Source organism: Arthrobacter sp. NPDC056886 (assembly GCF_042788715.1).
Classification (GTDB): domain Bacteria; phylum Actinomycetota; class Actinomycetes; order Actinomycetales; family Micrococcaceae; genus Arthrobacter.
The window spans coordinates 281,620-295,066 of the sequence record NZ_JBHUBT010000002.1 but is presented as its reverse complement, the minus strand read 5'-3'; the positions used below and the strand labels follow the sequence as shown (position 1 = coordinate 295,066).

General features: G+C 67.6%; 10 protein-coding genes. 7 read left to right on the top strand and 3 right to left on the bottom strand.

What is annotated here, in order from left to right:
• Positions 1-52: 52 nt before the first annotated feature.
• Positions 53-2,671 carry a valine--tRNA ligase gene (valS, locus tag ACFRJ8_RS04495; protein WP_377984961.1) on the bottom strand — a complete coding sequence of 873 codons (2,619 nt, stop codon included), beginning with the start codon at positions 2,669-2,671 and terminating at the stop codon, positions 53-55.
• A 95-nt stretch (positions 2,672-2,766) separates the two neighbouring features.
• Between valS and ACFRJ8_RS04490 the strand changes: the two genes are divergently transcribed.
• The 3 genes from ACFRJ8_RS04490 (at position 2,767) to ACFRJ8_RS04480 (ending at position 5,284) form a co-directional block, all read left to right on the top strand.
• Positions 2,767-3,138, top strand: coding sequence for a DUF488 domain-containing protein (locus ACFRJ8_RS04490; protein WP_377984959.1), 372 nt, complete (start codon positions 2,767-2,769; stop codon positions 3,136-3,138).
• Between the two features lie 65 nt (positions 3,139-3,203).
• A complete protein-coding gene (locus tag ACFRJ8_RS04485; RefSeq protein ID WP_377984957.1) occupies positions 3,204-4,004 on the top strand; it encodes an SDR family oxidoreductase in 801 nt (266 codons plus the stop codon).
• Positions 4,005-4,189: 185 nt separating this feature from the next.
• A complete protein-coding gene (locus ACFRJ8_RS04480) occupies positions 4,190-5,284 on the top strand; it encodes a glycerophosphodiester phosphodiesterase family protein (RefSeq protein ID WP_377985184.1) in 1,095 nt (364 codons plus the stop codon).
• Here ACFRJ8_RS04480 and ACFRJ8_RS04475 read toward each other — a convergent pair.
• Entirely contained in the window at positions 5,281-6,351 is a 1,071-nt protein-coding gene (locus ACFRJ8_RS04475) for an endonuclease/exonuclease/phosphatase family protein (RefSeq protein WP_377984955.1), read from the bottom strand. The two genes, ACFRJ8_RS04480 and ACFRJ8_RS04475, sit on opposite strands and share 4 nt — an antisense overlap.
• A 414-nt stretch (positions 6,352-6,765) precedes the next feature.
• On the opposite strand from ACFRJ8_RS04475, the gene ileS reads away from it, so the two are divergent.
• The 4 genes from ileS (at position 6,766) to ndk (ending at position 12,430) form a co-directional block, all read left to right on the top strand.
• A complete protein-coding gene (ileS, locus tag ACFRJ8_RS04470) occupies positions 6,766-10,110 on the top strand; it encodes an isoleucine--tRNA ligase (protein WP_377984953.1) in 3,345 nt (1,114 codons plus the stop codon).
• Positions 10,111-10,113: 3 nt separating this feature from the next.
• A complete protein-coding gene (locus ACFRJ8_RS04465; RefSeq protein WP_377984952.1) occupies positions 10,114-11,472 on the top strand; it encodes a bifunctional folylpolyglutamate synthase/dihydrofolate synthase in 1,359 nt (452 codons plus the stop codon).
• A gap of 3 nt (positions 11,473-11,475) precedes the next feature.
• Positions 11,476-11,931, top strand: a complete 456-nt coding sequence (locus tag ACFRJ8_RS04460) for a DUF4233 domain-containing protein (protein ID WP_377984950.1) — start codon at positions 11,476-11,478, stop codon at positions 11,929-11,931.
• Positions 11,932-12,016: 85 nt separating this feature from the next.
• The gene (gene ndk / locus ACFRJ8_RS04455; protein ID WP_377984948.1) at positions 12,017-12,430 is read left to right on the top strand and encodes a nucleoside-diphosphate kinase; all 414 of its coding nucleotides are present in this window, start codon (positions 12,017-12,019) and stop codon (positions 12,428-12,430) included.
• Between the two features lie 130 nt (positions 12,431-12,560).
• Here the strand turns inward: ndk and ACFRJ8_RS04450 are convergent, their stop codons facing one another.
• Positions 12,561-13,232 carry a vitamin K epoxide reductase family protein gene (locus ACFRJ8_RS04450; RefSeq protein WP_377984946.1) on the bottom strand — a complete coding sequence of 224 codons (672 nt, stop codon included), beginning with the start codon at positions 13,230-13,232 and terminating at the stop codon, positions 12,561-12,563.
• Between the last annotated feature and the right edge of the window lie 215 nt (positions 13,233-13,447).

The window sequence follows — 13,447 nt, the reverse complement described above, 5'->3', positions numbered from 1 at the left end:
TGGCACGGCGCCCTCAGTTGCCGGAAATCAGTTCCCGGAGTGGCCGCAGGCGTTACGCCTGGGCGGCCGGCTCGGCCGGAGCCAGGACGACGTCGCTCACGGTCAGTTCGCCCTCGCCGGCCACAAGCGCCAGTTCACGCGCGTTGGCGGCGGCCTTGAGGTCGGCGAGGCCGGCCTTCAGCTGCGTCGTGAGGGATTCCGAGGCCGTGATCGTCGCGGACAGCACCTCGGTGCGCTGCTTGACCTTCGCCTCGGACTTGGCCTTGCGGATGCCGCTGAGCGCGGTGCCGACCGTGGCCAGGAGGGTCGTGTCGCCGTCGACCGCGATGGCGGACGGCCACTGGGCGCGGTGCACGGAACCGGTGCGCCACCAGCTCCAGACCTCCTCCGTGGCGAACGGCAGGAACGGCGCGAACAGCCGCAGGAGGGTGTCCAGGCTGGTCGCGAGGGCGGCCAGCACGGACGCCTGCTGCTCCTCGCCGGCCGCACCATAGGCGCGGTCCTTGATGAGCTCGACATAGTCGTCCGTGAAGTTCCAGAAGAAGCTCTCGGTGATCTGCAGGGCCCGGGCGTAGTCGTAGCCCTCGAACGCCTTGGTGGCCTGCTGGACGACGTCGGCGAGCTGGGCCAGGACGGCCCGGTCCAGCGGGTTGCTCAGCACGGACAGGTCGCCGGAAACCACCGAGTCCTCGGTGGCGCCCAGGTTCAGGACAAACTTGGAGGCGTTGAGCAGTTTGATGGCCAGGCGGCGGCCGATCTTCATCTGCGCGATCTCGTAGGCGGTGTCCGCGCCGAGTTTGGCCGAGGCCGCCCAGTAGCGCACCGCGTCCGAGCCGTACTCCTCGAGGACATCCGTGGGCACAATGACGTTGCCCTTGGACTTGGACATCTTCTTCCGGTCCGGGTCCAGGATCCAGCCGGAGATGGCCGCGTGCTTCCACGGGGCGGTCTTCTGCAGCGCGTCCGCGCGGACGGCGGAGGAGAAGAGCCAGGTCCGGATGATGTCATGCCCCTGCGGGCGGACGTCGAACGGGTAGACCTTGGCGAAGAGCGCCTCATCCGTGCTCCAGCCGCCCACGATCTGCGGGGTCAGCGAGGACGTGGCCCAGGTGTCGAGGACGTCGGCGTCGCCGGTGAAGCCGCCCGGCACATCGCGCTGGGCTTCCTCGTAGCCGGGGGCGGCATCCGCCGCGGGGTCCACGGGGAGCTGGGCGTCGGACGGGACGATCGGCGCATCGTATTCGGGATTGCCGTCGGCATCGAGGGGGTACCAGACCGGCACCGGGACGCCGAAGAAGCGCTGGCGGGACACGAGCCAGTCGCCGTTGAGCCCCGAGATCCAGTTCTCATAGCGGGAGCGCATGAAGGCGGGGTGGAACTCGATCTCGTTGCCGCGGCCGATCAGGCGTTCGCGGCGGTCCTCGTCGCGGCCGCCGTTGCGGATGTACCACTGGCGCGAGGTGACCACCTCGAGGGGCTTGTCGCCCTTCTCGAAGAAGTTCACCGGGTGCATGATCTTCTTGGGCTCGCCGTCGAGCAGGTCCGCGGCGGCCAGGAGCTCCACCACGCCTTCCTTGGCGCTGAACACGGTCTTGCCGGCGATGGCCGCGAAGTTGGCGCGGCCTTCCTCGGTGGTGATCCACTCCGGGGTCTCGCCCAGGATGCGGCCGTCGCGGCCCACGATCGCGCGGGTGGGCAGCTGCAGTTCGCGCCACCAGGTGACGTCGGTGAGGTCGCCGAAGGTGCAGACCATGGCGGCGCCGGAGCCCTTGTCCGCCTTGGCCAGCGGGTGGGCCCTGACCTCTACCTCGACACCGAACAGGGGAGAGGTGACCTTCTTGCCGAACAGCGGCTTGTAGCGCTCGTCGTCGGGGTTCGCCACGAGCGCGGCGCAGGCGGCCAGCAGCTCGGGGCGGGTGGTCTCGATGTAAATCTTCTCGCCGTCCTCGGTGAAGAACGGGTAGCGGTAGTAGGCGCCCGCGACTTCGCGGTCCTCAAGCTCGGCCTGGGCTACCGCGGTGCGGAACGTGACATCCCACAGGGTGGGCGCCTCGGCCATGTAGGCGTCGCCGGCGGCCAGGTTGGCCAGGAAGGCGCGCTGCGAGATGGCGCGGGACTTGTCATCGATGGTCCGGTAGGTCAGGTCCCAGTCCACGGACAGGCCCAGGGTCCGGAAGAGGTGCTCGAAGACCTTCTCGTCCTCGACCGCGAGCTCTTCGCACAGCTCGATGAAGTTCCGGCGGGAGATGACGTCGAAGTCGCGCTGGTTCTTGGCGGGCTCTGCCGGGGGGCGGTAGCCGGCGTCGTATGTGGTGGTGGGGTCGCAGCGCACGCCGTAGTAGTTCTGCACGCGGCGCTCGGTGGGCAGGCCGTTGTCGTCCCAGCCCATCGGGTAGAAGACGTTCTTGCCGGTCATGCGCTGGTAGCGCGCCAGGACGTCGGTCTGCGTGTAGGAGAACATGTGCCCGACGTGGAGGGACCCCGACGCCGTGGGCGGGGGAGTGTCGATCGAGTAGACCTGCTCCCGGGTGGTGTCCGGGTTGAACCTGTAGGTCCCTTCGTCAAGCCAGCGCTGCGTGAGCGCTTCTTCCAGCCCCTCCAGCGCGGGCTTGTCCGGAACGTTGATGGGGGCGGTGGTGGGCGTGTCTGTACCCTGCGTGTCTTCAGCCATGGGCTCAATTCTTCCACTAACTGCCATGCCCTTATAAACGGGGCGGGTTAAGCGGGTGCAGAAGCAGCGGAAGTAACGTGAAGTAGCATGCGCAGATGGAGAATTCTCAGGGAAGTTCGGCCGGGATGTTCGCGATCAAGCGCATCTACGATGACCCGTCCGACGACGACGGCTGCCGGGTCCTGGTGGACCGTCTCTGGCCGCGGGGAGTCAGCAAGGAACGGGCCCAGCTGGAGCTTTGGCTCAAGGAAGTGGCGCCGTCCGCGCCGCTGCGCAAGGAATTCGGGCACATGCAGGAACGGTTCGCGGACTTCCGGGCGGCCTACGAAGCCGAGCTCGAAACCAACCCCGCCGTGCAGACGCTGTACGGCCTCGCGGCGGAGCACGGGAAAGTGACGCTGCTGTTCGGCGCCAAGGACCCGGAGACCAACCACGCACGGGTGCTGAAGGAGTTCCTGGAGGGCTGATTCACGCGCGTTCATCCAGCGGGCGCCCGGCGCGGAGTCCCCGGCCTTGCCGTTAGGGTGGTGCCATGACTGAGGGAATCCACAACGCAGGAACTGCAAATACAGCGGCAGAATCAAAAACAGCCAAAGCAGCAGTAGTCACCGGCGCCAGCACCGGCATCGGCGAGGCCACGGTGCGTGCGCTGCGCAAAGAAGGCTGGACCGTGTTCGCCGTCGCCCGCCGCGCCGACCGGCTCGAAGCGCTCGCCGCCGAAACCGGCGCCGTCGCCCTTCCCGCCGACGTGACCGACGACGCCGATGTGACCCGGCTGCTCGACGAAGTGACCCAGGCCGGCGGCATCGACACGCTGATCAACATCGCCGGCGGCGCCCGCGGCGCTGACAAGGTTGCCGGGGCCAAGACCGAGGACTGGGAATGGATGTTCCAGGTCAACGTGCTGGGCAGCATGAAGCTGATCCGCGCGTTCCTGCCCATGCTGCGTGCCGGCGGCGAGGGCACCGTGCTGAACCTGACCTCCACCGCCGGGCTCTCGGCCTACGAGGGCGGCGGCGGCTACAACGCGGCCAAGTTCGCCCAGCACGCACTGACCGGCGCCCTGCGGCTCGAAGAGGCCGAGCACAACCTCCGCGTGATCGAGGTAGCCCCCGGCCTGGTGCAGACCGAGGAGTTCGCCCTGAACCGCCTGGGTGACCAGGACGCGGCGGCCAAGGTCTACCAGGGTGTCGAGAAGCCGCTGACCGCCGCCGACGTCGCCGATGTGGTCCGCTACGCCGTCGTGGCGCCGCACCACATCAACCTGGACCAGATCGTGATCCGACCGGTAGCGCAGGCGGCCAACTACAAGCTGATCCGCAAGAGCCAGTAGGGCCCGGATCCCGTCTCAGGGTCCAGGCGCGAGCTTAGGGCGCGGGAGCCGGGTGAACGTCCGGCGGCGACACCGGACGTTCACCCTGGCGAGGCGCGCTGGTCAGGCTGCGCTGGTCCGGCGTTGGCCGCGGCGGGGCAAGGTGGCCCGTGCAACTGCACACCACCAGAGTGGAGAACCTTCCCATGCGAACCCCGACGAAGCTCGGCGCTGCCGTACTCAGCGCAGCCCTGCTCCTCGCAACCCCAATCCAGGCAAACGCAGCCCAGGCAAACGCAGCCCAGGCAAACGCGGCCGAGCCCCACGCGGCCGACACCCGAGTCAACGGCCAGGCCAACCACTTCGATCTCCAGGCCCACCGCGGCGGCATCGGCTTGACCGTCGAGTCAACGCTGGCGTCCTTCGCCAAGGGGATCGAGACTGGCGTCTCCACCCTTGAACTTGACCTCCAGATCACCAAGGATGGCCACGAGGTCATCACCCACGACCGCAAGATCAGCGGCCAGAAGTGCCTGGACACAGCTCCGGTCACGCCGAACGACCCCCAATTCCCGTACGTCGGCAAGTACGTCAAGGACCTGACGTTCGCGCAGGTCCGCAGTCTGGACTGCGGCAGCCTCACGCTTCCCCAATTCCCGGGCCAGGTGGCCTCGCCGGGCGCAAAGATGCCCACGCTGGCCGAGGTCTTCGCGCTGGCGGACTCTCGCCGCGCCAGCCAGGTGAAGTTCAACATCGAAACCAAGGTGGAGGCAGGCGCGCCGGAGGAAACCGCGCCGCGCGAGCAGTTCGTCGACGTCGCACTCCGCGAAATCAGGGCCGCCCACATGCAGAGCCGTGTCTCGATTGAGAGCTTCGATTGGGGTTCGTTGCGCCTGGTCCAGCAGCGCGATCCCCAGATCCGCACCGTGGCCCTGACCAACAAGGACTTCCTCCAGGCAGGCCAGCCTGGCAAGTCGCCGTGGCTGGGCGGAATCGACGCCGATGACTTCGTCGGTGACCTCGTCGCCTCAGCCTCCTGGCTTGGCTTCGACGCCATCTCACCGGTACACGGGACGCCGCAGAACGGCGCCGTGACGGATCCGGACTATGTTCCCTACGTCACCGCCGGCATGGTCCGCCGTGCCCACGCGGCAGGCATGCAGGTCATTCCGTGGACCGTTGATGACAAGCCCACCATGCGCGCCCTCATCGGTGCTGGAGTGGATGGGCTGATCACGGACTACCCGGACCGGCTCCGGGATGTGATGGCCGAGTCCGGCATGAAACTGCCGCGCAGCTAGTCCTCCGCCGGCACGGACAGCGTGGCCAGAACCGCCGCATGGTCCGAACCCGCCACCGGCAGCACGGAATAGCCGCGGCTGGGTACCTGCGGGCTGGTCACGATGTGGTCGATCACCACGCCCGGCAGCGGCGGGCCCGCCATGGGCCAGGTCGGAATCAGGCGGGCCAGGGCCGCAGCCCCGGCATCGACCAGGGGGCCGCCGGATCCGGTTCCGCCTGTCCCTGCCCCGGCGGAGCCCTCCAGCATCTGGCGGAACTCGGCGTGGTCGAGGGTGGCGTTGAAGTCGCCCAGCATGAGCACGTTGCCGGGACGGGCGGCGAGGCGGCCCAGGGCGGCCAGTTCGCTCCGCCACTGTCCGGCCCGGCCCCACACCGGAGCCTTGGTGTGCACGTTGGTCACGGTGAGGGAGGCCGGCTGGCCGCCGGCGTCGAGCTCCAGCTGCACGGTGGGCATGTGGAAGGCGGAACCGTCCACGGAGTCCAACGGAACGAGCGGGCGGGAGGAGTACACGCCTCCGCCGCCCGCGCCGTCCCTCGAGCGGCTGATGCGGTGCGGAAGCAGCGCGCCCAGTCCCTCCGCGTCCAGCCGTCGTTCCAGGGCCGGCGAGAGTTCCTGGACGGCAAGGAGTCCGACGCCGTTTTCGCGCACCAGCCGGACCACTTCCGCGGCATCCGCCTGGCCCTTCCAGGCGTTGAGGGTCATGACCTTCAGTTCGGCCGACGGTCGCTGTCCTGTGTCCTGTCCGGTGCCCTGTTCCTGCCCCTGCGAGGGGTCCGCCGGCCGGGCCAGGAATCGCTCCGCCACCCGGTCCGGCGGGAAGAGCCACAGCAGCTGGAGGGCCAGCAGGGCACCGGCCGGGAGGGCCGCCCAGGGACGCCGTGCCGGCAGCGCCAGCACCAGCGCCGCCCCGGCGGGGAGCACGAGCCAGGGTGTGAAGGCCACGAGTTGGACAACCGGGGCCGGCCACGGCGCCGGGACCGCCCGGAATACGGACACCACCGCCACGGGCAGGGCGCAGAGGGCGGAGGACAAGTGCCAGCGGCGGCTCGAGCTGCCGCTCTTCACGGGTCGGCCCGAAGCAGCCGGGGGACTGTCATGGCAGAAGTCTATGCAGTCGGGCCGCCGGCGTCGCCCCTGTTGGCGGAGTTTGCTGCGCTGTGAAACGCCGTAAATTCTCCGGTACCATCGAACTAGCAGCTTTGACCCGGCCATCACCGGTGAGCTTCCGGAAGAACACCCCGCATGCGGTGGAGACTCAGTCGCCACCGGGCGTGCCAGGGCCAGTAGAACCGGACGGGTAAGCCCGTCACAGCAGTAACGAGCGGCCGACGCCGGTGCAGACCCTTTCTCGGAAGGGTGCGGACTGGTGGCGGTAAGTGAGGTGGTACCGCGGTGTCGGTGCTGTCGAAAGACAGTGCAGGGGCCGTCCTCGCATCCTGAATGAATACATGTGTTCGCCGCTCAACCCAGGATGTCGAGATGACTTACTACCCCAAGGCCTCCGCCGCACCCGCAGGCGCCGGTTCCACCACCGCTGCCTCCAACACCTCTGGTGTGTCCGCCTCCGTGAAGTTCCCGGAGATCGAAGAGCGCATCCTCAAGTACTGGGACCAGGACGGTACCTTCCAGGCCAGCATCGACCAGCGGGATGCCGGCAAAGACGGCAGCAACGAATTCGTTTTCTACGACGGCCCGCCCTTCGCCAACGGCCTGCCGCACTACGGCCACCTCCTGACCGGCTACGCCAAAGACCTCGTGGGCCGCTACCAGACCCAGCGCGGGCGCCGGGTGGAGCGCCGCTTCGGCTGGGACACGCATGGCCTCCCCGCCGAGCTGGAAGCCATGAAGCAGCTGGGCATGACGGACAAGACCCAGATCGAGGCCATGGGCATCGACAAGTTCAACGACGCCTGCCGTGCCTCGGTCATGAAGTACGCCGACGAGTGGAAGAGCTACGTCACCCGCCAGGCGCGCTGGGTGGACTTCGAGAACGACTACAAGACGCTCAACGTCGAGTACATGGAGTCCGTGCTGTGGGCCTTCAAGCAGCTGCACGAAAAGGGCCTGACCTACAATGGCTACCGCGTCCTGCCGTACTGCTGGAAGGACGAGACGCCGCTGTCCAACCATGAGCTGCGCATGGACGACGACGTCTACAAGAACCGCCAGGACCAGACCGTCACGGTCACCTTCCCCATCACGGCAGGGGAGTCGGAGCTGTCCAAGCAGCTCGCCGGCGTGCAGGCGCTCGCATGGACCACCACGCCGTGGACGCTGCCCACCAACCTGGCGCTCGCCGTCGGGCCCGCCATCACCTACGTGGTCCTCCCGGCCGGCCCCCACGGGATCAAGGCCGCGGCGGCCGAGGCACCCGTCACGGGCAGCTTCCTGCTCGCCGCTGACCTCCTCGGCGCATACGCCAAGGACCTCGGCTACGGCGACGGGGCCGAGGGCGTGGCCGCCGCGGAAGCCGCCATCACCTCCCGCCACACCGGCGCCGAGCTGGACGGTCTGAGCTACGAGCCGCTCTGGGATTACTTCCACGACGCCGAAAAGTACGGCACCGAGAACGCCTGGCGCTTCCTGGAGGCCGACTACGTCACCACCACCGACGGCACCGGCATCGTCCACCAGGCCCCCGCCTACGGCGAAGACGACCAGAAAATCTGTGAAGAGGCCGGCATCCCGGTGGTCCTTTCGGTCGACGAAGGCGCAAAGTTCCTCCCGCTCTTCGGCCACGGCGACCTCGCCGAAATCGCCGGACTGCAGGTGTTCGAGGCCAACAAGCCCATCACCCAGGTGCTCCGCGCCCAGGGCCGGCTGGTGCGCCAGGCAAGCTACGAGCACAGCTACCCGCACTGCTGGCGCTGCCGCAACCCGCTGATCTACCGCGCCGTGTCCTCCTGGTACGTCGAGGTCACCAAGTTCAAGGACCGCATGTCCGAGCTCAACCAGGAGATCAACTGGATTCCGGGCAACGTCAAGGACGGCCAGTTCGGCAAGTGGCTCGCCAACGCCCGCGACTGGTCCATCAGCCGGAACCGCTACTGGGGCAGCCCCATCCCGGTCTGGCAGTCCACGGACCCGGACTACCCGCGCACCGACGTCTACGGCTCCCTGGCCGAGATCGAGGCCGACTTCGGCCGTCTGCCGCTGAACAACGACGGCCAGGTGGACCTGCACCGGCCGTTCATCGATGAGCTCACGCGCCCGAACCCGGATGACCCCCGCACCCCGGAAGAAGGCCAGTCCGTCATGCGCCGGGTGGAGGACGTCCTGGACGTCTGGTTCGACTCCGGTTCCATGCCCTACGGCCAGGTGCACTACCCGTTCCAGAACGAGGAATGGTTCGACACCCACAACCCGGCGGACTTCATCGTCGAATACATCGGCCAGACCCGCGGCTGGTTCTACATGCTGCACATCCTCTCCACGGCGCTGTTCGACCGCCCGGCCTTCCGCAACGTCATCAGCCACGGCATCGTTCTGGGCTCGGACGGGCAGAAGATGTCCAAGAGCCTGCAGAACTACCCGGACGTCTCCGAGGTCCTGGACCGTGACGGCTCCGACGCCATGCGCTGGTTCCTCATGTCCAGCCCCATCCTGCGCGGCGGCAACCTCGTGGTCACCGAGCAGGGAATCCGCGACGGCGTCCGCCAGGTCATCTTGCCGCTGTGGAACGTGTACAGCTTCTTCACGCTCTACACGAACGCCGCGGACGGCGGCAATGGCTACGACGCGAAGCTGCGCTACGACGGCTACGCCGACACCCTGGACCAGTACCTGATGGCCAACACCGGCGATCTCGTCCGGAACATGACCGCCCAGCTGGACAGCTACGACATCTCCGGTGCCTGCGACGAACTCCGCAGCTACCTGGACATGCTCACCAACTGGTACGTCCGCCGCAGCCGCCAGCGCTTCTTCGACGAGAGCGTCGACGCCTTCGACGCGCTCTACACCGCGCTGGAAACCGTCACCCGCGTGGCCGCGTCCCTGCTGCCGCTGGTCTCCGAGGAGATCTGGCGCGGCCTCACCGGCGGGCGCTCCGTGCACCTGGCCGACTGGCCGGACGCCGCACTCTTCCCGGCCAATCCGGGACTGGTCGAGGCGATGGACCGCGTGCAGCAGATCTGCTCCACCGGCTCCTCGCTGCGCAAGGCCGCGAACCTGCGCGTGCGCCTGCCGCTGCAGGAACTCACGGTCGTGGCACCCGGCGCGGACGCGCTTGGAGGCTTCGCCGCCGTCGTCGCCGATGAACTGAACCTCCGCTCAGTCCGCCTGCTCGACGCCGAGGCCGCCTCCCCGGAGGAGTTCGGCATCGAGCAGAAGCTCGTGGTCAACGCCCGGGCCGCCGGCCCGCGGCTGGGCAAGAACGTCCAGCAGGCCATCAAGGGCTCCAAGTCCGGCGACTGGTCAGTCAGCGACGCCGGGGTGGTCACCGCCGGCGGCCTCGAACTCGAGCCGCAGGAATACACCCTGGAAACCGTCGTGGCCGAAGCCGCCGAAGGTGAGGGATCCCGCGCGGCGGCCGTCCTGCCCGGCGGCGGGTTCGTGGTCCTCAACACCGAGGTCACCCCCGAACTGGAGGCCGAGGGCATGGCGCGCGACATGGTCCGGGCCATCCAGCAGGCCCGCAAGGACGCCGGACTCAATGTCAGCGACCGGATCAGCACCTCCGTCACGGCCAAGCCGGACGTCGTCGAGGCCCTGCTGGCCAACGCGGAGCTGGTCAAGACCGAAACCCTGACCATCGAGCTGGAAACCCTGGCGGCCGACGTCAGGGAACCCCAGGTCAGTGTTGCTAAGAAAGTTGGAGCCTAAGCCATGACGGACGAATTCTCCGTAGAAAGCGTCTACGCCGAGCTGTTGGGCCGGGCGCCGGAAAACAAGATGGAGCCGCGGCTTGCCCCGCTGCACCGTGCCATGGAAATCCTGGGTGAGCCGAACAAGGCCTTCCCGATCATCCACGTCACCGGCACCAACGGCAAGACGTCCACGGCCCGGATGATCGAGGCAGGACTGCGCGCCCACGGCCTGAGCACCGGCCGGTACACGAGCCCGCACCTGTCCAAGGTCACCGAACGGATCAGCATCGACGGCGCCCCGGTGCCGGATGAGACCTTCGTCCGGATCTGGGACGAGATCCGGCCGTACCTGCAGATCGTGGACAGCGAACTCGAAGAAGCCGGCCAGCCCCGGCTGACCTACTTCGAGTGCCTGACCATCCTGGGGTTCGCGGTCTTCGCCGACCAGCCGGTCAATGTTGCGGTCATGGAAGTGGGCCTGGGCGGGATCACCGACGCCACGAACGTCGGCGACGGCCAGGTGGCCGTGATCACCCCGATTTCCCTGGACCACACCGAATTGCTGGGCGACACCACCGGGGACATCGCCTACGAGAAGGCCGGCATCATCAAGCCCGGTGGCTTCCTGATCAGCGCGGCGCAGCCCGTCGACGCGGCCCAGGTCCTGCTGGAGAAAGCCAAGGACGTAGGCGTGCCGTTCCGCTTCGAGGGCGTGGAGTTCGGCGTCGAATCCCGCACCGTCGCGGTGGGCGGGCAGATGGTCACCATCCAGGGCATCGCCGGCCGCTATGAGGACCTGCTGGTGCCGCTGCACGGCGCGCACCAGGCCGAGAACGCCGCCGTCGCGATTGCCGCGCTGGAAGCGTTCTTCGGCGGAGAAAAGGCGATCGACGCCGAGATCCTGCAGGAGGCCTTTGCCTCGGTCACTTCCCCGGGACGGCTCGAGGTGGTCCGCACGGCGCCGACCATCATCGTGGACGCGGCCCACAACCCGGAAGGCATCCGGGTCTCCGCAGAGGCGATCCACGAGGCCTTCAACTTCACCAAGCTGGTGGTGGTAGTGGGCGTGCTGCGGGAAAAGGACGCCGAGGAGATCCTGCGCCAGCTCAAGGAATCCCTGGGCGGCCTGGCCACCGAGTACTGCTTCACCGAGTCCAACTCGCCCCGCGCCGTCCCGGCCGAGGACCTGGCCGAGACCGCAATTGACCTCGGCTTCGGTGAGGAGAACATCCATGTCGCCGCGAAGCTCGATGACGCCCTCGAATGGGCCGTGGAACGCGCAGAGGCCGATGACGAACTCGCGGGCGGGGTCCTGGTGACCGGCTCCATCACGCTCGTTGCGGACGCCCGAATCCTGCTCGGAAAGGCGGACGCGTAAGCAATGGCGAAACTCACCAAGGCCCAGCGCGAATGGCGCCCGGGCATGCCCAAGAAGCGGCGTTCCACGAAGGTCATGTTCGCCTCCACGGTCCTGTTGCTGGAGGCCTTCGTGGTGCTCTTCGGGACCCTGGCCGTCTTTGGCCTGCACCGGAACGAATATCCTGGGGGACTGGTCTTCTCGGTGGGGATCGGCCTGTGCCTGGTCTACGTGTTCACCTGCGCGGTCCTCTCGAAGCCGTGGGGAGTGGCCCTGGGCTGGATCCTGCAGCTTGTCCTGATCCTGGGCGGCCTCGTGGAGCCTGCCATGTACCTCGTCGGCGCGCTCTTCGCCGTGGCGTGGTGGTACGGGATCCGGACCGGCATCCGGATTGACCGGGAAGCCGCGCAGCGGGAGCGCGAGCAGGCTGACTGGGATGCGGCCCACCCCCAGGGGCCCGCGCCCACAAACGGCGCCTGAACCTGCCACTGATCCTGCCCCACGGGCGCATCGCCCGCACCCCGTAGACTTGACCCGAACCCCACCCCAACACATTGGAGCAGCTGTGAGCATTGAGCGCACCCTCGTCCTGATCAAGCCCGACGGCGTCGCCCGCAACCTGTCCGGCGCCATCCTGAGCCGGATCGAAGCCAAGGGCTACACCCTGGCCGAGCTCAAGAAGGTCGATGCCAGCCGCGAGTTGCTGGAGCAGCACTACGAGGAGCACGTCGGCAAGCCGTTCTATGAGCCGCTGGTTGAGTTCATGCTCAGCGGCCCGGTGGTCGCCGCGATCTTCGAGGGCCACCGCGTGATTGAGGGCTTCCGAGTCCTCGCCGGCACCACGGACCCGACGACGGCGGCGCCCGGCACCATCCGCGGCGACTTTGGCCGCGACTGGGGCCTGAAGGTGCAGCAGAACCTGGTCCACGGCTCGGATTCGGTGGAGTCCGCCGAGCGCGAGATCAAGATCTGGTTCTAGGGAGCTTCGCCACCGCGGTCCTCACCGCGGAGAGACACCGAGACGACAGAAAAGGCCAATGTTCTAAGCGAACATTGGCCTTTTCTGTCGTCTCGCGGCGTTCTGGATCCCTTACGTTCTGGGGGATCTCTTAGTAGCCGGAGGTCCCGATGAAGACCTGGATGAAGGCGAAGAAGATGGTCGCGATCACGGCGACGTACAGTAGTGCCGTGATGATCCAGCCGGAGTCGCCGATCACCTTGGTGGGACCGGCGGGCAGTGCGATCACGCCGTGGGAGATGTTGCGGACGCTCACCCAGACGAACAACGGGATCATCACGGCCCAGACGACCATGCAGAACGGACAGAGGATGTGGATGGCGTACAGGGCCTGGGACCAGAGCCAGACCACGAACGCGAAGCCCAGCGTCACGCCCGCCTGAAGCCCCAGCCAGTACCACCGGGCGAATTTCGCGCCCGCCAGGATGCCCATGGCTGTAGTGATAATCACGGCGAAGGCCACGATCCCGATGAACATGTTGGGGAAGCCGAACACAGAACTTTGCGGCGTCTGCATGACCTGGCCGCAGGAGATCCACGGGTTCACGTCGCAGACCGTGACGTGGTTGGGGTCCTTGAGGACCTCCAGCTTCTCCAGCACCAGGGCGCCGGAAGCGAGCCAGCCAATGACGCCGGTGATCAGCAGGAGCCAGGCGAACGGGCGGTCGCGGGTCATCGTGGGAAGGGACCGGTCCGCGGGAGCCGGGCCGGAACCCGGGTGGTGTACGGTCGCGTCGCCGGCAGTGCTGGAGATGCTGGGCATGGAATATGAGTCCTTTTAGTCGTGTGCTTCTGGCCCCGATTGTAACGCCGCAGGCTGGGCGGCGCCGCAGAGCAGCCCCTGCCGGGCCGCCCTTGCCGAACCGGCCCTGCTGCACCTGTGGCGCTCCGACCCCACCTACGCCAGCTTTGGCGGCTCTTGTGAGACAATGATCGTGGCTGGAACCCGATCCACATCCGGATTCCGGTCCGGCGATT